The organism is Mesorhizobium sp. M0410, from assembly GCF_040321435.1.
Lineage (GTDB): Bacteria > Pseudomonadota > Alphaproteobacteria > Rhizobiales > Rhizobiaceae > Mesorhizobium.
Window position 1 is genome coordinate 117,343 of the sequence record NZ_JAMYRN010000001.1, and the last position, 20,977, is coordinate 138,319.

The following is a 20,977-nucleotide window of genomic DNA, read 5'->3' on the forward strand; positions in this document are numbered from 1 at the left end:
GCTACTCCGTTTATATGCGCACCAATGCGCTTTTTGTTCGCTTCAGGCCGACCAAAGCCCGAAAAGCAAATGAAACCGCCACGGCATGCCCTGCCGGGCGGTTTTTTGGGAACGGCGGTCCTATACGTCAAAGCGGGCTGGCGCGCAACACCCCGTGCCGAGCAACACTGTACTCAGCAACACTGCACTCAAGGGAAACGGAACAGCACCGGCAATATGCCGGACTGCTGGGCGCCGTCGATCAGTTCGAAAGCCGGCAAGGCAACCAGGAAGACCAGACCGTCCAGCAGCGTGGTTCGCAGCAGGCGCGGCTTGAAGCCGCCGGTGTCGCCTTCCTGATACAGCGACAGCTTGGGAAAAAAGCGCGGCACTTTCGCCAGGTAGGCCTGGTATGGCGCGCCGAGAACCTCCTTGAGGAATTTCTCCTCGCGCAGGATAACGATGTAAAAGGCACCAGCGCAGAGCGCTGCAAAGCCGATCGTGGCGGTGATCGAGCCGATCTGTGCGCCGACACCGGCGGCAGCTAAAGTAGAGAAGACATAGAGCGGGTTGCGGGTGATCGAATAGGGGCCGCCGGTCACCACTTCGGAGGATTTGCGGCCGCCGATATAGAGCGTCGACCACAAGCGTCCGACGATGCCGAGAAAGATCAGCACGACGCCAACCATTTCGATCGTTTCATGCACAGGCGTATCGGGCGGAAAAACCGACTGCCCGAACAAAAGCATCGCGAACAGGACGACGACGACGACGGCAAGCACCATCCTGCGCGTGTGCTGGTAGCTGCCCAGCCCATATTTGGCTTCCGAATGCTTGATGTCATTGACCATGTCGGGAATCCGATCGTCGAGGGAACCAGAGCGTCTTTGCTCTCGCCGGCGATCGCAGCGTCTGGCCAAGAAAACAGGCGCCCCGCCGATCGCCGGGACGCCTTGCAACATGATTCAGGCGGATTTTATGCACGTCGCCCAAAAGTGCGCAGCGGTTTTGCGACAACGACATGCACAAAACAGAACTAAAGCGCAACGCGCTTTAGCGGGGCGCCAGCACCATCATCATCTGGCGGCCTTCGAGCTTCGGTTCGGCTTCGACCTTGGCGATGGGCGCCACTTCCTCGCGAACCTTGTTCAGAAGCTGCATGCCGAGTTCCATATGCGCCATCTCCCGACCGCGGAAGCGCAATGTCAGCTTGACCTTGTCGCCTTCCTCGAAAAAGCGCCGGACAGCCTTCATCTTGGTCTCGTAGTCGTGGCTGTCGATGTTCGGGCGCATCTTGATCTCCTTGATCTCGATGACCTTCTGGTTCTTGCGCGCCTCGGCCGCCTTCTTCTGGTTGGCGTATTTCAGCTTGCCGAGATCGAGGATCTTTACGACGGGCGGCACTGCATTGGGCGATATCTCGACCAGGTCGAGCCCAGCCTCTTCGGCGAGCAGCAATGCCTCGTTGATGGAGACATCGCCGCGGTTCTGGCCTTCGGCGTCGATTAGCTGGACCCGGGGAACCCGGATGTCACGGTTGGAGCGCGGGCCTTCCTTGGTGGGCGCCGCTGCTTTGAAAGGTCTGCGAATGGTCGTGGTCTCCTTGAGCCGTTTCGTTAAGGGGTTCTTCAGTTCAGAATTGCGAACGCGCAATGTGGTGAGCGCGCGGTCGGAGTCAATAGCACAGCATTCTCAGGAAATCACCTGCCCGATGAATGCTCCTCTGCACCAAGCGAAGAAAGTAGCAGAGCACTTTTCGTTGAACCCCCGCTTGTGCCAAAAGACCGGCGTGAGGGAATACACCATGAGCACCACCCCGATCTTCCTGGACGTCGACGGGACGAGCATCGCCGTCAGGCATGCGGCAGGTGCCGAGCCCGGCATCGTCTGGCTTGGCGGCTACAAATCCGACATGCTGGGCACCAAGGCCGAAACCTTGTCGGAATGGACGCGCAAAGAAGGCCGCGCCTTCCTGCGCCACGATTATTCCGGCCACGGCGAATCGAGTGGTGCCTTTGCCGACAGCACCATCTCGAAATGGCTGGGCGAGAGCCTGGCGGTTTTCCGCCGTTTCACCCAGGGCAGGCAAATCCTGGTCGGTTCGTCGATGGGCGCCTGGATCGCGCTGCGCATGGTGCAGGAGTTGCGCAAGGCGGGCGAGAACAGCGTCGCCGGCCTTGTGCTGCTGGCGCCGGCGCCCGATTTCACGTTCGAACTGGTGGAGCCGGTGCTGACCGGTGCGCAGAAGCGCGACCTCAGGAAAAAGGGCTTTTTCGAAGAGCCGTCGGACTATTCCGCCGAACCGTACATCTACACGCGCGCACTGATCGAGGACGGCCGCAACAACCGGGTGATGACCGGGCCGATCGACACGCACTGTCCGGTCCACATCCTGCAAGGCCTGGCCGATCCCGACGTGCCGTCGAGCCATGCGCTGAAGCTGGTCAGCCTGCTGCCGGCCGACGACGTCACGCTGTCGCTCATCCCGGACGGCGACCACCGCCTGTCGCGGCCACAGGATCTCGACATGCTGGTGCGGACGGTGGACGCTATGGTGCGGCAGGCGGGATAGAGGCATGCGCATTTCCATTCCGGTGTCCGCCTTCGTGGCGGCGATCGTCGGCTTCGGCGGTACGCTGGCCATCGTCATTGCCGCCGCCAAGGCGGTCGGCGCAACGCAGGTCGAGACGGCAAGCTGGGTGACGGCGCTTTGCCTGGCGATGGCGATCGAGAGCCTGTGGCTGTCCTGGCGCACAAAAATGCCGGTCATCACCGCATGGTCGACGCCAGGCGTGGCGCTGATCGCCGCGTCGACCGGCTTTTCGATGGGTGAGGCGGTTGGCGCCTTCGTCGTCACCGCGGTCCTGCTGATCGCCACAGGCCTGTTCGGGCCCTTGACCAAGCTGATCGCCAGAATACCGGCGTCGGTCGCATCCGGAATGCTGGCCGGCATCGTCGTCACCTTCGCCATCAATGCGGTCAAGACCGTTCCCGTCGACCCCTGGCTGATCCTGCCGCTGGTTGCGGCATTCTTCGTCATTCGCCTGTTCAACCCGGCGCTGTCGGTGCTGCTGGTGCTGATCGGCGGCGGTCTCGCCGCCTTCCTCACCGGCCGGGTCGGCGGTCTGCCGGCACCGGAACTCTCGAGCTTGACGCTGGTGATGCCGCAGTTCACCGCCACTGCAATCATCGGCCTCGCCTTGCCGCTCTACCTCGTCACCATGGCCTCGCAGAACCTGTCCGGCCTCGCCGTGCTGAGGGCAGCCGGCTATCATCCCGAACCCGGGCCGCTGATCGGCGTCACCGGCCTGTTTTCGCTGCTGACGGCGCCGTTCGGCGCCTCGACCACCAATCTGGCGGCAATCTCGGCGGCGATCTGCACCGGGCCCGACGTGCATCCCGATCCGGCCGAGCGCTGGAAGACCGGGCCGTTCTATGCGTTGGCCTATCTCGTCTTTGCCCTGTTCGGCGCCTCGCTGGTGGCGATCTTCGCCGTGTTGCCGCAGAGCCTGATCGCGCTGGTCGCCGGCCTGGCGCTGATGGCACCGCTCGCCAATGCACTGTCGATCGCCTTGAAAGACGAGGACGAGCGGATGGCCGCCACGGTCACCTTCGCCGTCACCGCATCGGGGCTGACGCTGTTCGGCGTCGGCGCGGCGTTCTGGGGGCTGATTGCCGGATTGGTCGTGCTTTTCCTCGAAAATCTCAAAAAGCGATAATCATTTCAGCCGCTTGTCCGGTTTTGGCGATCGCTGTCTTGAATCGCCGTTTTCTCCATCCCATTTCGATTCAACGCAGCCGGATTTGGCTGTCTCCAACTGAAGGATTGGGAGAAATGAACACATCTGCATTGATCCGTCCGGCCTGGACGCCGGCGACCATCGCGTTGATGGTGATCGGGTTCATGGTGTTCTGGCCGCTCGGCTTGGCCATGCTCGCTTACATCATCTGGGGCGACCGGCTCGAGGGCTTCAAGCGCGACGTCAACCGCGCCACTGACGGCATCTTCGCCGGCTGCCGCCGCGGTTCCGACAAGGCCGCGCGCTGGGGTCATGGCTCCGCCCGCACCGGCAACGTCGCTTTCGATGACTGGCGCGAAAAGGAACTCGAGCGTCTTGCCGAGGAACGCCGCAAGCTCGACGAGATGCTGAGCGAGTTCGACGAGTATGCCCGCGAATTGCGCCGCGCCAAGGACCAGGAAGAGTTCGATCGCTTCATGGCCAATCGCAACAAGTCGACGTCCCCCACGACCGGGTCGGCGACGAACAACAAACCCAGCGGCAAGTCCACGCCAGGCCTGCTCGACGAGTAAGGTCCCGTGCGCAGATAGATAATCCAACGGCGTCGCGTCAGCGGCGCCGTTTCTTTTTTGTTCTAGTCGTTTCCCTCGAATCACGTATCGTCCCGGAATGTCCTTCGGCTTCTTTCGCACCCCGACGAAACCCAAGCCCACGCCCGTCGTGGAGCGCGAGCATTGCGTTGCCGGCCGCACGCTGCCGCTCAAGATCGTTGAGAACGACCGGGCGCGGCGCCTGACGCTGCGCATCGATTCCGGCGGCCGCGGCTTGCGCATCACCGTGCCGCCGGGGCTGCGGCGCGGCGAGGTGGAAAAATTTCTCGACCGCCATCAGGACTGGCTGGAGCAAAGGCTGGCCAAGGTGCCCAACCGGCCGCAGGTGCGGCCCGGCATCAAGATACCGGTGCGCGGCGTGCCGCATCGCATCGTCCATGAACCGTCGAAACGCGGCACCGTCACGCTGTCGCGCGACGAGCGCGGGCCGCTGATGATCGTGCATGGCGAACGCGTGCATCTGCCGCGCCGCATCGCCGATTTCCTCAAGCGCGAAGCCAAGCGCGAGATCGAGGCGCTGGTGACCAAGCACAGCGCGGCGGTCGGCAAGCGCGCCAAGGCGATCCGCTTCAAGGATACGTCGAGCCGCTGGGGGTCGTGCACGTCGGACGGCAATCTGTCGTTTTCCTGGCGTATCATGATGGCGCCACGGCCGGTGATAAACTACCTCGTCGCGCACGAGGTGGCGCATCTCAAGGAGATGAACCACGGGCCGAAATTCTGGAAACTGTGCGAGCAGCTTTGCCCGGATACCGAACGCTGCAAGGATTGGCTCAAGCGCAATGGCGGCGCGCTGCAGGCGATCGCGTTCGAGTAGTTGTCCGATCAATCGTCATTCGCCGCGTTCAACTCCTCCGGCCGCAACCCCTCATCGACATGGCGGGGCCAGGGCAGAAAATCCTTCTCGAACGTCTCGTTGCTGAAATAAGCCAGGGCTCGGTGCGCCTCGGCGCCGTTGAAAGCCGCCTTGTCCATCAAATGAGCGATGACCTCATGGGCCTGCGCCAGCTTTTGCCTGAGTTCCGCGACGGTCTTTTCCGGCATGATCTTTGTTCTCCCGCCTTTGTGCCTGAGCAAGTAGCGTTGCGCTCTTATATTAGCGAGGTAGCGCGTTCCGCTCTTACATTAGCAAGGTAGCGCGTTCCGCGCTGGCGGCAAACAGGATGCTTTTTCTCGACTCTTTGGCCGTTTCGTGCCAATCCCGCGCCATGGCGCTCGACATCAAGATATGCGGGTTGAAGACCGACAAGGCACTAGCCGCGGCATTGGCCGGCGGCGCCAGCCATGTCGGCTTCATTTTCTTTGCCAAAAGCCCGCGCTATGTCGAGCCGGCCGAAGCCGACCGCCTGCGCGAAGCGGCGCGCGGCAAGGCTAAGGCGGTTGCCGTGACGGTCGACGCCAGCGATGCGTTCCTGGACGAGATCGTCGAAAAGATACAGCCCGATATGCTGCAGCTTCACGGCGCCGAGCCCCCCGAGCGGGTGGCCGAGGTGAAGGCCCGCTACGGTTTGCCGGTGATGAAGGCGCTGCCGGTCAGCGAGGCTGCCGATCTCGCGCGGGTCAAACCCTTCATCGGCATTGCGGACCGCTTCCTGTTCGATGCCAAGCCGCCTAAGGGTTCGGAATTGCCGGGCGGCAACGGTCTTGCCTTCGACTGGCGCATTCTGGCCGGCCTTGACGCCGGCGTTGATTACATGCTTTCCGGTGGGCTCAATGCCGGCAATATCGGCGACGCCTTTCGGCTGGCGAACCCGCCCGGAATAGATGTTTCCTCGGGCGTGGAGAGCGCGCCGGGCGTCAAGGAACCGGCGCTGATCGAACAATTTTTCCGCGCCGTCGGGGCAGCACGCGACAACCGCGCCGCCTGACCACGCTTCAAACCTCAGACCAGGAGATCGGCGATGGACAAGCCGGCGATACCGAATTCCTTCCGCACCGGCCCCGATGAGCAGGGCATGTTCGGCATTTTTGGCGGTCGTTTCGTTGCCGAAACGCTGATGCCGCTGATCCTCGAGCTGGAGCGGCACTGGAACGAGGTCAAGAACGACCCGGATTTCAAGGCCGAACTGACCGATCTCTCGACGCATTACGCCGGGCGGCCGTCGAAGCTCTATTTCGCCGAAGGCCTGACCAGGCATCTTCGTGAGGTCTCCTCGGCGAAGGGCCTCGGGGGCGGCGCAAAGGTCTATTTCAAGCGCGAGGACCTGAACCACACCGGCTCGCACAAGATCAACAACTGCCTCGGCCAGATCCTGCTCGCCAAGCGCATGGGCAAGACGAGGATCATCGCAGAGACCGGTGCCGGCCAGCATGGTGTCGCTTCCGCCACGGTCGCGGCGCGCTTCGGGCTTCCTTGTATCGTCTATATGGGCGCGACCGATGTCGCCCGGCAAAGCCCCAACGTCTTTCGCATGAAGCTTCTGGGCGCCGAGGTGCGGCCGGTGACGGCCGGCCACGGCACGCTGAAGGACGCCATGAACGAGGCCCTGCGCGACTGGGTGACCAACGTCGAGGATACCTATTACCTGATCGGCACCGCCGCCGGCCCGCACCCCTATCCGGAGTTGGTGCGCGACTTCCAGTCGGTGATCGGCACCGAGGCGCGCGCCCAGATCCTCGAGCAGGAAGGCCGGCTGCCGGACACCATCATCGCTTGTGTCGGCGGCGGTTCCAACGCTATCGGCCTGTTCCATCCCTTCCTCGACGACAGTGAGGTGCGCATCATCGGCGTAGAAGCCGGAGGCCGCGGCCTCGACGGCATCGAGCATTGCGCCTCGATGAGTGCCGGCGCGCCCGGCGTGCTGCATGGCAACCGTACCTACCTCCTGCAGAACGCCGACGGCCAGATCATGGACGGCCACTCGATCTCGGCCGGCCTCGACTATCCCGGCGTCGGGCCGGAGCACTCATGGCTGCGCGATTCCGGCCGCGTCGACTACGTGCCGATCCTCGACAGCGAGGCGCTGGAGGCGTTCCAGTTGACGACACGCGTCGAGGGCATCATTCCTGCGCTTGAATCGGCCCATGCCATCGCACAGGCGGTGAAGATCGTGCCTGACATGGACAAGGACCAGATCGTCATCGTCAACCTGTCCGGCCGCGGCGACAAGGACGTGCATACGGTGGCCAATATGCTGGGCATGGAGATCTGATCATGGCCACCCGTATCGACCGCCGCATGGCAAAGCTGAAGGCCGAGGGCCGACCGGCACTCGTAACCTATTTCATGGGCGGCGACCCTGACTACGACACGTCGCTCTCGATCATGAAGGCGCTGCCCGGCGCCGGCAGCGACATCATCGAGCTCGGCATGCCGTTTTCCGATCCGATGGCCGACGGCCCGGCGATCCAGGCGGCCGGCCTGCGGGCGCTGAAGGGCGGCCAGACACTGGTCAAGACACTGAAGATGGCCTCGGAATTCCGCGCCGGCGACAGTGAAACGCCGATCGTCTTGATGGGCTATTACAATCCGATCTACATCTACGGCGTCGAGCGCTTCCTGAGCGACGCGCTGGCCAGCGGCATAGACGGGCTGATCGTCGTCGACCTGCCGCCGGAGATGGATGAGGAACTTTGTATCCCGGCACTCAAGGCCGGCATCAATTTCATCCGGCTGGCGACGCCGACCACCGACGACAAGCGCCTGCCCAAGGTGCTGCAGAACACCTCCGGTTTCGTCTATTATGTGTCGATGACCGGTATCACCGGTTCGGCGCTGGCCGACACCGGCAAGGTGGCGGCAGCTGTCAAGCGCATCAAGAGCCATACCGACCTGCCGGTCTGCGTCGGCTTCGGCGTCAAGACCGCAGAGCAGGCGCGCATCATCGGCGCGTCGGCCGACGGCGTCGTTGTCGGCACCGCGATTGTCAATGCCGTCGCCAACGTGCTCGGGCCGAAGGGCGAAAAGACCGCCGATCCGGCCGAGGCCGTCGCCACGCTGGTCAGCGGGCTTTCGCAAGGGGTTCGCGCGGCTCGCCTTGCTGCCGCCGAATAATCTTCCTACGTCTTCTTAAGGGACAGGAGCCGAAGCGATGAACTGGATCACCAATTACGTCCGTCCGAAGATCAATTCGATGCTCGGCCGCCGCACCGACATGCCGGAAAACCTGTGGATCAAGGATCCCGAGACCGGCGAAATGGTGTTCCATAAGGATCTGGAGCAGAACCAGTTCGTCATCCCGTCCTCCGGCCACCATATGAAGATATCGGCTAAGGAACGGCTGAAATTCTTCCTCGACGACGGCAAATACGAGACGCTGGAAAACCCCAAGGTCGTTCAGGATCCGCTCAAGTTCCGCGACGAGAAGCGCTACGTGGACCGGCTGAAGGATGCCAAGGCCAAGACCGGCATGGAAGACGCCATCATCAATGCGCTGGGCACGGTCGAAGGCGTGCCGGTGGTGGTGACGGTGCAGGATTTTGCCTTCATGGGCGGCTCGCTCGGCATGGCGGCCGGTGACGCCATCGTGCATGGTTTCGAGGTCGCCTTGCAGCGCAAGCGGCCGCTGATCCTGTTTGCGGCCTCCGGCGGCGCGCGTATGCAGGAAGGCATCCTGTCGCTGATGCAGTTGCCGCGGACCACGGTCGGCGTCGACAGGCTGAAGGAGGCCGGCCTGCCCTACATCGTCGTCCTGACCAACCCGACGACCGGCGGCGTCACCGCCTCCTACGCCATGCTGGGCGACGTGCACATTGCCGAACCAGGCGCGCTGATCGGCTTTGCCGGACCGCGCGTCATCGAGCAGACGATCAGGGAAAAACTGCCCGAAGGCTTCCAGCGCGCCGAATATCTGATGGAACACGGCATGGTCGACATGGTGGTGTCACGGCTGGAGATGCGCCAGACGATTGCGCGGCTGTTGAGAATGCTGCTCAAGCTGCCGGAGGAGCAAAAACCGCAGGAGCCGGAGATCCTGCCGCCGTCTGTGATTCCGGCCGAAGCCCGGCCGCACGCCTGACGCGACAGCCCGCGGCGCGAGCGGCTGTTGTGTGCCGTTGCGCACGCGCCTAGGATTCTCCCATGACCACGCTTGCCGCCGACCGCGAAATCGAAAGCCTGATGGCGCTTCACCCGAAGGGCTTCGACCTTTCGCTCGACCGCATTTCGCGGCTGCTCGAACGCCTCGGCAATCCGCAGGACCAGCTGCCGCCGGTCATCCACATCGCCGGCACCAATGGCAAGGGCTCCTGTGCCGCCTTTTCACGGGCGCTGCTCGAAGCAGCCGACTACCGCGTCCACGTCCACACTTCGCCACACTTAGTGAACTGGCACGAGCGCTACCGGCTGGCCGCCGATGGCGGCGGCAGGCTGGTTGACGACAAGGTCTTCGCCGAAGCCATCGCCCGGGTCGCCGAGGCCAATCAAGGCCAGAAGATCACCGTGTTCGAAATCCTCACCGCCGTTACCTTCCTGCTGTTTTCCGAGCATCCGGCCGATGCCGTCATCCTCGAGGTCGGCCTTGGCGGCCGCTTCGACGCCACCAATGTCATCGCCGAGCCGGCCGTGTCGGTGATCATGCCGGTCTCGCTCGACCACGAAGCCTATCTCGGCGACCGCGTCGAGCTGATCGCCGCCGAAAAGGCCGGCATCATCAAGCGCGGGTGCCCGGTCGTCATCGGCGCGCAGGAAAGCGAGACGGCCCAGCAGGTGCTCATCGAAACCGCCGAACGGCTCGACTGCCCCGCCTTCGTCTATGGCCAGGATTTCCTTGCCTATGAGGAAAACGGCCGCATGGTCTATCAGGACGAAGATGGATTGATGGACCTGCCGCCGCCGCGCCTGCCGGGGCGCCATCAATTCGCCAATGCAGCGGCAGCGATCGCGGCGGTCAAGGCGGCCGGCTTCGAGATCAGCCACCGCGCCGCCGAGAAGGCGATGGCGAATGTCGCCTGGCCGGGCCGCATGCAAAAGCTGCCGCAAGGCCGGCTGAGCGAACTGGCGCCGAAGGGCGCCGACATCTGGCTCGACGGCGGCCATAATCCCGGCGCAGGCGTGGTCGTCGCTGAGGCGCTGGCGGAGCAGGAGGAAAAGAACCCGCGGCCGCTGTTCCTGATCTCGGGCATGATCAACACCAAGGACCAGAGCGGCTATTTCCGGGCCTTCAAAGGGCTGGTGCGGCACGTCTACACCGTGCCGGTGAGTCTGAGCGACGCCGGCGTGCCAAACGACGAACTGGCGACCCGCGCCATTGAGGCAGGCTTGTCGGCCGAACCGGTTAGTTCCGTTGCAAGCGCACTGATGCTGCTGCGCGACACATGGGACGGACCGCCGCCACGCATCCTGATCGGCGGATCGCTTTACCTGGCCGGCGGGGTACTGGCCGAAAACGGCACGCCGCCAACCTGAGGCGTGCGTTCGCCCGGGCCGCGATGGCGCCACACCTGTCAGATCACCGCGAGGAGCCAGTCATGATCAAGGTAAAGCAGCTCGCACACGTTTGCATTTTCGCGAATGACCTGGAGATGACGCGACGCTTCTATCGGGACGTCCTCGGCATGGACACCCAGTTCAATTTCCTGCGCGACGGGAAGACTTTCGGCTTCTACCTCAATTGCGGCAGCCGTAGCCATGTCGAGGTGTTCCAGAAAGACGGCGCAAGCTATAGCGACTTGAACCAGATCAACCACTTCTGCCTCGAAGTGGAAAACATCGACGCCGCGATCGCCCATCTGAGGTCAAAGGGGGTCGATGTCACTTCCAAGAAACGCGCGTGCGATGACACCTACCAGGCCTGGATCCGCGACCCCAACGGTGTGAAGGTCGAACTGTTCGAATACACTGAGAAAAGCGCACAATTCGTCGGCGGCGATCGTATCGCGGATTGGTGAATAGCGCCGCGCCGGACAATTGTAGCGGCGCAGCCGGTGGTTGGTGGACTACTTCAGTTCGACCTCGATGAAGGCGAATTCGCTATCGTTTGCGCTGATCACGTCATGTTCGACGCCCTCATTGCGGAAATACGGCGAGCCCTTCTTCATTTCGGCAAAGGATTCCCCATCCTTGGTCAGGAGCTTCACCTTACCGTCGGTCAACGGCACGATCACATAGTCGTGGCCATGGCGGTGCCAGCCGGTGTTGTCGCCCGGGGCGAAACGGTATTCGGTGACAATGACTCGCTCATTGTCGATGAAGACGGTGGCCTTGGCGGATCCGGTCATATCGCTTCCCCTTTGTATTCCGAACAGAAGAATACCGGGCGGCAAGCCGCGAGTGCCAGAGCGCCCCACCAATGACGCCAGCAAAAGAAAGCCCGGCACAAGGCCGGGCTTTCTGCAAAATTTTGATCGGATCAGGCGAGGCTGCCGTTGATCCAATGCGACAATGCCGTTTTCGGCGCAGCACCAACCTTCATGTCGGCGACTTCGCCGCCCTTGAAGATCATCAGCGTCGGGATCGAGCGCACGCCGAACTGCGCGGCCAGCTCAGGATTCTCGTCTATGTTGAGCTTGGCGATCTTTATCTTGCTGCCGAGTTCGATGGCGATGTCCTCGAGCGCCGGGGCGATCATCTTGCACGGGCCGCACCATTCCGCCCAGAAATCGACCACGACCGGCTCCTTGGCGTTGAGCACGTCGGCCTGGAAATTGCTCTTGTCGACCTTGACGGTGGCCATGCTGAGATCCTTTCGATTTGTTCGTCGCACCAAATGTGGTGGTGATCGCGTCCGTCTTCAAGCAAGTGTTGTGTCACGCTCCCGTGAGTCTAGCAAGCGCGTCGTCCATGGCCGCTGCCGGCAGATCGATCAGCCGCGGCGCCTCGGTGAACAGCAGCGCCGCCGAGACCTCGCGTCCCGGATAGAGCGGCTGAAGCAGGGCGCGATAGAGTGCGAGCTGCAGAACATAGGCTTGCGGGACTTCGGCGAGCGTAGCTGGCGCTGGCCGATTGGTCTTGTAGTCGACGATCGAAACCTTGTCCGGCGTTACTGCAAGCCGGTCGATCTTGCCGGAAATCGAGCGCAGTTTGCCCCTCACTCCCAGGCTGCCCATGATGGCGACTTCGGCGCGCGAGTTTGGCGCAAACAGCGGTGCGAAACGGCTGTCGGCAAGAATTCTGAAAACGCCAGCCAGGGCCTTGTCGCGCTCGCCGTCGGGCCATGCCGCGCCGGCTCTTGCCAGATAGCGTTCGGCGGCATCCCGGCGTTTTCCCTCGGCGATGCCGGGCAGCATCTGCAGCAATTTGTGCAGCGCCAGCCCGCGCACGACGGCAAAGCCGGGCTCGGCGTTGGCATCCAGCACCGGCGAACGCGTGTCGGCTACCGCTTGCCGCGCCTCGTCGATCAGCACCGAGGCGCCGGACGGCGAGAGCGGCCGCGGCAATTCCTCGAAGGGCGGCAGAGGCTGGAACAGGGTTTCCGGCAATGGCGCAAAGCGTTCAGCCTGTCGTGCCTCATCCACGGACGCCAGTGGCATGGGCGGCAGTTTCGTCACCTGGAAACGATGCACGGTCTCGCCGGTGGCGGGATGCCGGCGTTCTTCGCTCTCCGTGGCACCGACCAGTGCGCGGCTGACGATCGAATGCCAGGTGCCGGTATTCGGCGCCCGCTTGCCATGGTAGCCGCAGACGATCAGCCGATCCTCGGCGCGGGTCATGCCGACATAGAGCAGCCGGCGATATTCATCGTCGGCGAGCTCTCGGGCGCGGGCCGATGCGGCGCGTGAAAATCCATTGGCGACATCGCTGGCCGAACGCCAGAGATAACCCTTGCCCTCCCAGCAGTCGCCCGAGCCTTCGAACGGCATCAATCTCGGCAGATGCTGGTCGCTGAACGGCGCGGAGCCGCCATCGACAAGGAATACCACCGGCGCCTCCAGGCCTTTGGCGGCATGCACGGTCATGACGCGAACCTCGTCGCGGGTCTGGTCCATTTCGCGCTTGATCTCGGGGCCGGCGTTTTCCAGCGTCGACAGGAAGGATTCCAGTCCCGGCAGGCCGGTCCGCTCCTCGGCCAGGCAGAAATTCAGGAATTCGTCGAGGATGTCGCCGGCCTCCGGCCCGAGCCGCGCGATCATCTTCTTGCGCAGGCCGTCGCGGGCGAGAGCTGCAGCATAGAATTCGAACACCGGCTTGAATGCGGCCTCGTTCGACCATGTGTCGAGCCGGCTGACGACGGCGGCCAACGCCTCGCTTTCGCCGGCATGCCGGCGCAGCGAGGCGATCAGCGAGACGCCCGACGGCCTCCCCGCAGCAAGCGCGAAAAGCTGCTCTTCCGAGACATCGAAGACCGGGCTGCGCAGCACGGCGGCCAGCGACAGATCGTCCTCGGGCTGGATGAGGAAATGACCGAGTGCGATCAGGTCCTTCACCGCGATATGGCCAGGCAGGCTGAGCCGGTCGGCGCCGGCCACGGGGATGTCGCGGCGCTTCAACGCCCGTGTCAGGGCATGGACGAAGCGGTCGCGCTTGCGCACCAGCACCAGCACGTCGCCGGGCCGGAGTTTCTTGCCGCGCCCTTCGATGACCTCGCCGCCGCCGATCCAGCTGGCAATGGTCGCTGCAACGTTTTCGGCAACGCGCACCGCCGGTGCGTGGGCGTGATCCACCGCTTGCGTCCAGTCGTCCGGTTCGTCGACGATGTCGGCGCCGAGCGAGGGCCAGACCTCGACATAGCCCGGCGCATCGTTGCGGATCGCCTTGTGGTCGAGCGGATCGGGATCGTGGCTGATGCCGCGCCGCACGTCCGGGTCGGCAAAGACACGATCCACCGCCGCAAGCACGTCGTCGGTCGAGCGAAACGACCAGGTCAGCTTGAGATCGGCGAAGGCGGCGGCGGCGGATCTGACTTTGCCGGCAAACAAAATCCGGCTGTCGGCAAAGGAGTCCGGGGCGGCTCCCTGGAAGGAATAGATCGACTGCTTTTCGTCGCCGACCGCAAAGATGGTGCGGTGGACGGCGTCGCGTGCGCCGAGTCCGGCAAAGAACTCCTCCGCCAGCCGCTTGACCACCTCCCACTGGTCGGGACTGGTGTCTTGCGCCTCGTCGAGGAGGATGTGGTCGATGCCCTGGTCGAGCTTGTATTGCACCCATGGGCCGGCGTCGGGCCGCGCCAGTAGATGGACCGTGCGGGTGATCAGGTCGTTGAAGTCGAGGAAGCCGCGGGCGCGCTTCAATTGCTCGTAGCGGGCGATCAGCCAGTCGGCGATGGTCAGCGCCGCACGGGTGCCTTCCAGCATCCTGAACAAGGCCAGCCGGTCGGAGATTTCGAGAATGGCGTCGACCGCCGCCAGATATCGTTCGGCAAGATCGGGCAACCGGTCAAGCAATGCCCTTTTGAACGTCTTTGCCGGATCGTAAGGCTCGCCGTCGGCCCTCAGGAAAGCCTTGGAGAGCAAATTCAGGCGACGCACCGGATGCTCCTCGGCGAAGGCGAGACGGGCGTATGGCAGCATATTGTTCAGCACCACGCGCGCATCGGCGGCCTCGGCCGCCCGTGAAAAGGTGACGAGATAATCCGGCAGGAAGCCGGGCAGCGGCCAGACGGAGGCGGCTATGCCTTCGGCCGTCTGGCCGGCGCGGAACTGAAACTCGTCGAACAGCGCCTGAAAACCATCGCCGCCGGCCGCGGCGATGAACGCACGCAAACCATCGCGCTTGCGCACGATCTCGGCCAGCAGTGCGTCGAGCCCATGTTCGCCGCCGCGCTCAAGCACGGTGGCGAAGGCCTCGGCCAACGCCGCATCGCCTGCAACGCCGCCCGAAATCATGTCGCGGCGGGCGGCGGCGAACAGCGAAGCCTCCATTTGCGGATCGAGCATTTCGAAATGCGCCGGGATATTGGCTTCCAGCGGGAACTGATGCAGCACCGATTCGCAGAAGGCGTGGATGGTCTGGATCTTCAGCCCGCCCGGTGTCTCCAGCGCCTCCGCAAACAACCGCCGCGCCCGGCGCATGGTTTCGCGGTCGGGCTGGCGGCCGTCCAGCGCCTCTATCCGTTTCGAGAGCTCGGCATCGCCCAAGGTCGTCCATTGCGACAGGGTCGAAAACACCCGGTTCGACATGTTGGCGGCGGCGGCACGCGTATAGGTCAGGCACAGGATCTTGGACGGATCGGTGCCACGCAGCAGAAGCCGGATAACACGCTGGGCGAGTACATGGGTCTTGCCGGATCCGGCGTTGGCCGACACCCAGGCGGAATTGCGCGGGTCGGACGCGCTTGCCTGGCTCGCGGCAGTGTCGCTTGGAATGGGGTAGGCCTTTTTCATGCCTCCCCTCCCTCGTCGTCGGCGTCGCCGCCGGCCGACCATTCGAGCACGCGGGCGAGATGGTCATAGTCGCCGTCGGTCTCGCCCTCGCGGAACGGCAGCGCCCGCGACAGATAGCCGGTCGCCGGGTCGGCGTAGTGGATCAGCAGTTTTTCCAGCCGCGCCCACGCTTCTTCGGCGAGATCGGCAGCGGTTCGCGGCCTGCGGTTGTATTCGAGGATGGATTCCTCGAACACTTCGCCATTCGGCCTCAGCCGCACGAAGGCCAGTTGCGACGGCTCGCATGCGCCAAGCTCCTTGAAAGCGCCGCGCCTGAGCAGCGCGCCCTCCAGCGCCAGTTGCGGCGCGAGCAGCGTGTGCGCCTGTGCCTTGGATGGCGACGAGCCGGTCTTGTAGTCGAGGATGTCGGCCATTCCGCCAGCCAGCAGATCGATGCGATCGGCATAGCCGGACAGGGTTACGCCGGATCGGCCGACCCCGGTCTTTTCGGCGCGTTCCTCGGCGTGCCGCCGTGCCACGGCTGCGGCCCGGCCGCGCTCCCATTCGATGATGCCGGCGGCAAGCTTTTCGAAGCGTGGCCACCACACCGCCTCGACATCGGCGGGCAGCGCAGCCTCGGCAGAGCAGGAGCGGCCTGCGGCGATGAGCCCGTCCAGCGCCTCCGGCGCGCGCGGGTCGGCCACCCTCGCCGAGAAGAGGTGCAGAATTGCGTGAAACAGCGTGCCACGCTCGGCGGCGCCCGGATCGCGAATGACCGGATCGAGCGGCATCAGGCCGAGTATCCTTCTGGCATAGACCGCATAGGGATCGCGACGCAGCGTTTCGATCTCGGTGACCGAGAAGTGGTGCGGCCGTACGATGAGCGGCGGTTTCGGCTGCGGCCGCGGCGCAAAGTCCTGCTTTTCGCCGGCATCGAGCGCACGCGCCCAGGCAAGCAGTTCATCGCCGCGCCGGCGAAGTGCCGTAGCATGGTCCTCGCCGACGAAGGTAAGGATACGCTGCAGCCAGCGCGAGGGCACCGACGGTGCGTCGCCGGAACGGGCGGAGCGGGCCAGCACCAATTTCTTGGCGCCCATGGCCATCTGGAAATCATGGGCGGCAAGGCCGATGCGCCGCTCCGGCGGTTCAAGATCGATGCCGGTCTTCATCAGCCGCGACATGAAGCGGTCGCTCTCCGGCTTGCGCGGCCACACGCCTTCGTTGAGCCCGCCGACGACCAGCGTGTCGACATCCTGAAGCCGCGCTTCCAGCACACCCCAGATGGCGATGTTCCTGTCAGTGCCCTGCGCCGGCTTGACCATCTCGGGCGCGATCAGCGCCTCCATCACGTCAGGCCATTCGTCAGCCGCGAAGGAGAACGACACCGAGGCCGCGACCAGCCCGCGCAAGAGCTCGGCAAGCTTTTCGCCGGCATCGCCGGCATAGAGTTCGCTCAGGCTGCCGTCGGCGGCGCGTCCGAGGCTTTCGAGCGCAACGACGCTGGCACGCACAAGCGTGACAAGATCGGCATTCTCCTCGCCGCGAAAAGCAACCAGCGGCGCCAGCGCAGCCGCTAGCCGGATCAGCAGCTCGCGCGCCTGTTCGATGCGCCTGACCGAGAGGCGCGATCGCCAGAAAGGCGGGCGGCGATTGCCGCCGCCGTCGAATTCGAGGAGCCGCGTGTCGAAGAGCTGCGGCAGCGACGCGACGTCCGGACGCCCGGTGCCACCGCGCAGCGCCACGAGTTCGACGATTTCGGCCGCATGGCGCACGCTTGCCCGCTCTCGGCCGAGGCCTAGCAGGGGATGCTTGAGCAGCGACAGCAAGGCGACCGGGTCGCCCGGGCGGAAGGCTGCCTGAAGCGCCAGCCTGAGCAGGCTGGCGGCTGGCGTGTTGATGAGCGGCGTGCCCCCGGAATCGTCGGCGGCGACGCCGAAGCGCAACAGCTCGACCGAGACGCGCCGCGCCAGCGCGCGATCGCCGGTGACCAGCGCGGCGCGCTGGCCGGGCCGTTCGACGGCCTGTTTGAGCGCGACGGCGATCGCCACGGCTTCATCGCGTTCGCTGGCGGCTTCGAGAAGCGTCACGTCAGCGAAAGCCTCGGCAATATCACCGGCCGTAAAGCGGGCGCGCGTCTCGGCCCAGAGCTCGGTAGTCTCCGCCGGGCGAAGCGCTTCGCCGACGAGTGCGGCGCGCAATGCAAGCGGCCGCGGCGCAACAGCAAGGTCCTCGACATCGGCGCGCGGCACGCCGATCTTGCCGATCAACTTTGCCAGGCCGTATTGCGGGTGGCCAAGCAGGGCCGGGCGCGCACCGAGTGCACTGATGGCGGCAAAGGACGGCTCGTCCAGTGTCCGGTCGAGCCCGGGCAGCACAACGGCGCCATTGGGCAGACCGGCGATCACGGCAAGCAGCTCGGCCGTGGCTGGGATCGATCCCGTGGAGCCGGCGGCGATCACCGGCCCGGCCGGCGGATTGCGCCTCAGCCGCGCTGCCTCCAGCCTTATCAGGGCATTGCGATGCGCGGCGGGATTGGAGCGATGGCGTTCCTCGAGCAGCTTCGGCCAGTTCTCGGTCACGATGCTCAGGAAATCGAGCGTCACCTGCCACCAGCCGGCGAGATTGCCGGTCACAAGGTCGGCGAGCCTCGCCCAATCCGTGCCCTCGGTCTCGATCTCGTCCATCAGCCGCGCCAGGTCGCGCGCCAGCCAGAGGGCGTCGGCGGCGGAGGCCGGGATGACGATCTCCTCGTCGAACAGTGCCGCGACATGTGCCGGCAGGCGGCGTTTCCACGCTCGCACCAGCGGCGCAAGCAGCAGCAGGCGCTCTACCGCGGCGATCGGCGGCGCAAGGTCGATGGCGGCCGAAGCTCCTGCCTCGAAGGCCGCTTCATCTTCGTCGAACTCGCCAAGCGGGCGGATGACCGGCAGGATCGCCGAGCGGCCTCCGGAGCGCGAGAGAGCATCGACGAAGACGCCGCGCAGCGCCCGCGCCGCACGGCGCGTCGGCACATAGATGGTGAGATCGGCCAGCATCAGCGGATCGCCATCGTAGGCAAAGCCGGGAACCAGGCGCCCTGCAAGCAGCTCCTCGGCCAGCGTCGGCAGGAACGGCGCTCCGGGCGGAATCGAGAAAACGCGGCGGGAGCCGCTCATTTCGACTCGGTAAGAGCGCCGGGTGCCTCAGCAACAGCATTGGGCGTGCCGGCAAGCGCGGCGGCGACCGCTGCTTCCGCCCGCGGGATCGCGTCAGGTGTGCCGACTGTGATCCAGTGACCCTGCATCTTCATGCCGAACAGGCGGCCGGCGGCGATTGCCGCATCGAAATAGGCGTTGAGCGACAGCGGGCCGGCCGGCGCATCCTTGAAGATGCGCGGATGGATGATTGCGGCGCCGGCATAGATCAGGCCGGCCGGATCGTTGTTCGCACGCCGTAAGGCGCCGTCCGGCGCCATCAGGAAATCGGTGCCGCCGCTATGTCCGGTTGCCGACTGAAGATCCGCAAGCATCAGCAGAATGTCCCTTGTCGCGTCCTCCCATGCAAGAGCAAGTCGCCTGAGATTGGAAACGCCGCTGTCGATCCAGAAGGTGTCCGCGTTAAGCACATAGAAGGGCGCCCCTAACCAGGGCAATCCCTTGACGATACCGCCGGCAGAGTCGAGCAGGCCGCTGCTCTCATCCGAAATGACGATTCTCGGCGCATTGCGGCGGGCTACATGGTCCACGATCTGTTTCGGCAGGTAATGGACGTTGACGACGGCCTTGGCGACGCCGGCTTCGGCTAGGCAATCCAGCCCCCAGTCGAGCAATGTCTTGCCGGCGATCTTGACCAGCGGCTTCGGCATGGTATCGGTGATCGGCCGCATGCGCTTGCCGAGCCCGGCGGCGAGCACCATGGCGGTCGTTGGCATCGGTCCCTCGTCCGACACCGCCAGGCCTGAATCCTTAGCCGTCAAATCGAGCGTTCCTCCAGCAAGCCGTGGGCGATGTAGAAATCCTGCAGCCCGGCCAGCGCCGGATGCGTCAGCGCCCGGCGAAGATAGTCGCGGATGCGCGGCAGATGCTTCAGATAATAAGGCTTGCCGTCGCGTTTTTCGAGCCGCACGAAGATGCCGAGTACCTTGGAATTGCGCTGTGCGGCCATGATTGCATAGGTTTCGAGGAATTCGTCCTCGTCGAAGACGCCGGCCGCGCGCCGCGCGGCGATATAGGCGGCGAGCGTGTGCTTTTCGATTTCAGGTGAAATGGTGACGCGTGCGTCCATGGCGAGCGATGCGACGTCGTAGGCGGACGGTCCGATCAGTGCATCCTGGACATCGACGACGCCGAGGCGTTCATGACCGGAACGGTCAGCGCGCCAGATCAGGTTGGGCGAATGGAAGTCGCGCAACATAAGCGTGTATTCGCGCCCCTCGAGCCGATCGAGCACCGCATTCCATTCGCTGCGATAACCGGCGCGCAGCGCCTCGCTTGGCGGAGCGCGTGAAATCGCCGGGACATACCAGTCGACCAGCAATTCGGCCTCGATCATCATGGCGTCGCGGTCGAAAGGCGGCACCTCGTGGAAGACGCCGGGGCCGGCCTGCATGCGGGCCGGCCATGTTTTGCCGTGCATCATGGCAAGCAGTTCGGCCGCCGCCGCATAACGCGCGGCCACCGGCTGGCCGCGCTTGTCGAGAAAGCCTTGGGAACCGAGATGCTCCAGCAGAAGAAAACCCTGCTCGAGATCCTGGGCATGGATTTCCGGGACGCTGACACCGCCGGCCCGCAAGGCCCGGTCGATGGCGACGAATGCCGAAACGGATTGCGCCGTGTGGGCGATCTCGGCATAGGGTTTGCCGTCGCGGACTGGCGGTCCGAGCACCAGCCTTGGCGAGTTCATCAGCACGCGCGGCGGAAATCCGGCGAGCGTGACGATCTCGTAGGAGCGAGCCGAGGCATCACCGATAAAATGTCGTCGCTGCGCTTCGCCCCAACCGGCCTGTTCGAGAAAATCACGCATTGCCAGCGATCGCGCCGCGCGCTCGAAGGCGGCGCCCTCTCCCGACAGTCTCGCCAGTCGGCCGTCGCCCTGCTGGAGAAGTTCGACCAGCACCGACGTATTCGGCAAATATGCCTCTGCCCGCTCCGGCCATTCGACCAGCGCAGCCCCTTGCGTCAGCGCCTCGTCGAAGCCCAGCTCGTCCAGCTCGGATGCCGTGCCCAAGCGGTAGAGATCGAAATGATGGACCGGCACACGCGTGTCGTAGCTCTGGACCAGCGTGAAGGTCGGGCTCGGCACGTCGAGGCCGGCATCGTCGGCCAGCGCCCTGATCAGCGCCCGTGCCAAGGTCGATTTGCCGGCGCCGAGATCGCCCTTGAGAGCGAGCACGTCGCCAATGCGCAGCGACATGGCAAGATCTTCGCCGAGCCTTGCCGTCGCAGCCTCGTCGGCGAGAAAACGCTCCAGCACCAATACCGCCATCGACCG

Annotated in this window: 19 protein-coding genes; 10 read left to right on the forward strand and 9 right to left on the reverse strand. The window is 64.5% G+C overall.

The features are described 5' to 3' along the window. Nucleotides 1–188 precede the first annotated feature (188 nt). Both NKI63_RS00560 and infC read right to left on the reverse strand, forming a co-directional pair. Entirely contained in the window at nt 189–830 is a 642-nt protein-coding gene (locus NKI63_RS00560; RefSeq protein ID WP_352505954.1) for a methyltransferase family protein, read from the reverse strand. Nucleotides 831–1,032: 202 nt separating this feature from the next. Continuing rightward, nucleotides 1,033–1,569 carry a translation initiation factor IF-3 gene (gene infC, locus NKI63_RS00565; RefSeq protein WP_352820345.1) on the reverse strand — a complete coding sequence of 179 codons (537 nt, stop codon included), beginning with the start codon at nt 1,567–1,569 and terminating at the stop codon, nt 1,033–1,035. A 214-nt stretch (nt 1,570–1,783) separates the two neighbouring features. Here infC and NKI63_RS00570 point away from each other — a divergent pair, with 214 nt between their 5' ends. The 4 genes from NKI63_RS00570 to NKI63_RS00585 all read left to right on the forward strand — a co-directional run bounded on the left by NKI63_RS00570 (nt 1,784) and on the right by NKI63_RS00585 (nt 5,147). Continuing rightward, nucleotides 1,784–2,551, forward strand: a complete 768-nt coding sequence (locus tag NKI63_RS00570) for an alpha/beta hydrolase (RefSeq protein WP_352505955.1) — start codon at nt 1,784–1,786, stop codon at nt 2,549–2,551. A 4-nt stretch (nt 2,552–2,555) separates the two neighbouring features. Further along, complete coding sequence (locus tag NKI63_RS00575; protein ID WP_352480205.1) at nt 2,556–3,698, forward strand: benzoate/H(+) symporter BenE family transporter; 1,143 nt, start codon at nt 2,556–2,558, stop codon at nt 3,696–3,698. Nucleotides 3,699–3,814: 116 nt separating this feature from the next. Further along, entirely contained in the window at nt 3,815–4,291 is a 477-nt protein-coding gene (locus tag NKI63_RS00580; protein WP_352505957.1) for a DUF2852 domain-containing protein, read from the forward strand. Nucleotides 4,292–4,388: 97 nt separating this feature from the next. After that, the gene (locus NKI63_RS00585; RefSeq protein WP_352480203.1) at nt 4,389–5,147 is read left to right on the forward strand and encodes a M48 family metallopeptidase; all 759 of its coding nucleotides are present in this window, start codon (nt 4,389–4,391) and stop codon (nt 5,145–5,147) included. Between the two features lie 8 nt (nt 5,148–5,155). Here NKI63_RS00585 and NKI63_RS00590 read toward each other — a convergent pair whose 3' ends face one another. Then, nucleotides 5,156–5,374, reverse strand: a complete 219-nt coding sequence (locus NKI63_RS00590) for a hypothetical protein (RefSeq protein ID WP_254815955.1) — start codon at nt 5,372–5,374, stop codon at nt 5,156–5,158. 164 nt (nt 5,375–5,538) lie between these two features. Here NKI63_RS00590 and NKI63_RS00595 point away from each other — a divergent pair, with 164 nt between their 5' ends. The 6 genes from NKI63_RS00595 (at nt 5,539) to NKI63_RS00620 (ending at nt 11,158) form a co-directional block, all read left to right on the forward strand. Further along, nucleotides 5,539–6,198 carry a phosphoribosylanthranilate isomerase gene (locus tag NKI63_RS00595; protein ID WP_352506056.1) on the forward strand — a complete coding sequence of 220 codons (660 nt, stop codon included), beginning with the start codon at nt 5,539–5,541 and terminating at the stop codon, nt 6,196–6,198. 33 nt (nt 6,199–6,231) lie between these two features. Beyond that, nucleotides 6,232–7,482 carry a tryptophan synthase subunit beta gene (gene trpB, locus NKI63_RS00600; protein WP_352505958.1) on the forward strand — a complete coding sequence of 417 codons (1,251 nt, stop codon included), beginning with the start codon at nt 6,232–6,234 and terminating at the stop codon, nt 7,480–7,482. A 2-nt stretch (nt 7,483–7,484) separates the two neighbouring features. Beyond that, entirely contained in the window at nt 7,485–8,324 is an 840-nt protein-coding gene (gene trpA / locus NKI63_RS00605; protein WP_352480201.1) for a tryptophan synthase subunit alpha, read from the forward strand. Between the two features lie 37 nt (nt 8,325–8,361). Next, a complete protein-coding gene (gene accD / locus NKI63_RS00610) occupies nt 8,362–9,288 on the forward strand; it encodes an acetyl-CoA carboxylase, carboxyltransferase subunit beta (RefSeq protein WP_254815952.1) in 927 nt (308 codons plus the stop codon). A 62-nt stretch (nt 9,289–9,350) separates the two neighbouring features. Continuing rightward, complete coding sequence (locus tag NKI63_RS00615; protein WP_352686530.1) at nt 9,351–10,676, forward strand: bifunctional folylpolyglutamate synthase/dihydrofolate synthase; 1,326 nt, start codon at nt 9,351–9,353, stop codon at nt 10,674–10,676. Nucleotides 10,677–10,738: 62 nt separating this feature from the next. Continuing rightward, entirely contained in the window at nt 10,739–11,158 is a 420-nt protein-coding gene (locus tag NKI63_RS00620) for a VOC family protein (RefSeq protein WP_352505960.1), read from the forward strand. A gap of 48 nt (nt 11,159–11,206) precedes the next feature. On the opposite strand, the gene NKI63_RS00625 is transcribed toward NKI63_RS00620, so the two are convergent. The 6 genes from NKI63_RS00625 to tsaE form a co-directional block, all read right to left on the reverse strand. Next, complete coding sequence (locus tag NKI63_RS00625; protein WP_352505961.1) at nt 11,207–11,488, reverse strand: cupin domain-containing protein; 282 nt, start codon at nt 11,486–11,488, stop codon at nt 11,207–11,209. A gap of 131 nt (nt 11,489–11,619) precedes the next feature. After that, nucleotides 11,620–11,943 carry a thioredoxin gene (gene trxA / locus NKI63_RS00630; RefSeq protein ID WP_023677558.1) on the reverse strand — a complete coding sequence of 108 codons (324 nt, stop codon included), beginning with the start codon at nt 11,941–11,943 and terminating at the stop codon, nt 11,620–11,622. 73 nt (nt 11,944–12,016) lie between these two features. After that, the gene (gene addA / locus NKI63_RS00635) at nt 12,017–15,529 is read right to left on the reverse strand and encodes a double-strand break repair helicase AddA (protein WP_352820196.1); all 3,513 of its coding nucleotides are present in this window, start codon (nt 15,527–15,529) and stop codon (nt 12,017–12,019) included. After that, on the reverse strand, nt 15,526–18,663 hold the full coding sequence (gene addB / locus NKI63_RS00640; protein ID WP_352686526.1) for a double-strand break repair protein AddB: 3,138 nt from the start codon (nt 18,661–18,663) through the stop codon (nt 15,526–15,528). Before addB ends, addA begins: the two co-directional genes overlap by 4 nt. After that, nucleotides 18,660–19,403, reverse strand: coding sequence for a nucleotidyltransferase family protein (locus tag NKI63_RS00645; RefSeq protein ID WP_352751866.1), 744 nt, complete (start codon nt 19,401–19,403; stop codon nt 18,660–18,662). The genes addB and NKI63_RS00645 overlap by 4 nt, the downstream gene beginning before the upstream one ends. A gap of 56 nt (nt 19,404–19,459) precedes the next feature. Then, nucleotides 19,460–20,971 (reverse strand): tRNA (adenosine(37)-N6)-threonylcarbamoyltransferase complex ATPase subunit type 1 TsaE, encoded by a 1,512-nt coding sequence (gene tsaE, locus NKI63_RS00650; protein WP_352505965.1) that lies wholly within the window; start codon nt 20,969–20,971, stop codon nt 19,460–19,462. Between the last annotated feature and the right edge of the window lie 6 nt (nt 20,972–20,977).

What these genes read in the sequence shown, in the direction of transcription:
- NKI63_RS00615 (WP_352686530.1), top strand. Translation starts at nt 9,351, where the DNA reads ATGACCACGCTTGCCGCCGACCGCGAAATCGAAAGCCTGATGGCGCTT.
- NKI63_RS00560 (WP_352505954.1), bottom strand. Translation starts at nt 830, where the DNA reads ATGGTCAATGACATCAAGCATTCGGAAGCCAAATATGGGCTGGGCAGC.
- NKI63_RS00585 (WP_352480203.1), top strand. Translation starts at nt 4,389, where the DNA reads ATGTCCTTCGGCTTCTTTCGCACCCCGACGAAACCCAAGCCCACGCCC.
- NKI63_RS00580 (WP_352505957.1), top strand. Translation starts at nt 3,815, where the DNA reads ATGAACACATCTGCATTGATCCGTCCGGCCTGGACGCCGGCGACCATC.
- NKI63_RS00570 (WP_352505955.1), top strand. Translation starts at nt 1,784, where the DNA reads ATGAGCACCACCCCGATCTTCCTGGACGTCGACGGGACGAGCATCGCC.
- NKI63_RS00645 (WP_352751866.1), bottom strand. Translation starts at nt 19,403, where the DNA reads ATGGTGCTCGCCGCCGGGCTCGGCAAGCGCATGCGGCCGATCACCGAT.
- NKI63_RS00625 (WP_352505961.1), bottom strand. Translation starts at nt 11,488, where the DNA reads ATGACCGGATCCGCCAAGGCCACCGTCTTCATCGACAATGAGCGAGTC.
- trpB (WP_352505958.1), top strand. Translation starts at nt 6,232, where the DNA reads ATGGACAAGCCGGCGATACCGAATTCCTTCCGCACCGGCCCCGATGAG.
- NKI63_RS00595 (WP_352506056.1), top strand. Translation starts at nt 5,539, where the DNA reads ATGGCGCTCGACATCAAGATATGCGGGTTGAAGACCGACAAGGCACTA.
- NKI63_RS00575 (WP_352480205.1), top strand. Translation starts at nt 2,556, where the DNA reads ATGCGCATTTCCATTCCGGTGTCCGCCTTCGTGGCGGCGATCGTCGGC.
- addB (WP_352686526.1), bottom strand. Translation starts at nt 18,663, where the DNA reads ATGAGCGGCTCCCGCCGCGTTTTCTCGATTCCGCCCGGAGCGCCGTTC.
- addA (WP_352820196.1), bottom strand. Translation starts at nt 15,529, where the DNA reads ATGAAAAAGGCCTACCCCATTCCAAGCGACACTGCCGCGAGCCAGGCA.
- NKI63_RS00620 (WP_352505960.1), top strand. Translation starts at nt 10,739, where the DNA reads ATGATCAAGGTAAAGCAGCTCGCACACGTTTGCATTTTCGCGAATGAC.
- NKI63_RS00590 (WP_254815955.1), bottom strand. Translation starts at nt 5,374, where the DNA reads ATGCCGGAAAAGACCGTCGCGGAACTCAGGCAAAAGCTGGCGCAGGCC.
- tsaE (WP_352505965.1), bottom strand. Translation starts at nt 20,971, where the DNA reads ATGGCGGTATTGGTGCTGGAGCGTTTTCTCGCCGACGAGGCTGCGACG.
- trpA (WP_352480201.1), top strand. Translation starts at nt 7,485, where the DNA reads ATGGCCACCCGTATCGACCGCCGCATGGCAAAGCTGAAGGCCGAGGGC.
- accD (WP_254815952.1), top strand. Translation starts at nt 8,362, where the DNA reads ATGAACTGGATCACCAATTACGTCCGTCCGAAGATCAATTCGATGCTC.
- trxA (WP_023677558.1), bottom strand. Translation starts at nt 11,943, where the DNA reads ATGGCCACCGTCAAGGTCGACAAGAGCAATTTCCAGGCCGACGTGCTC.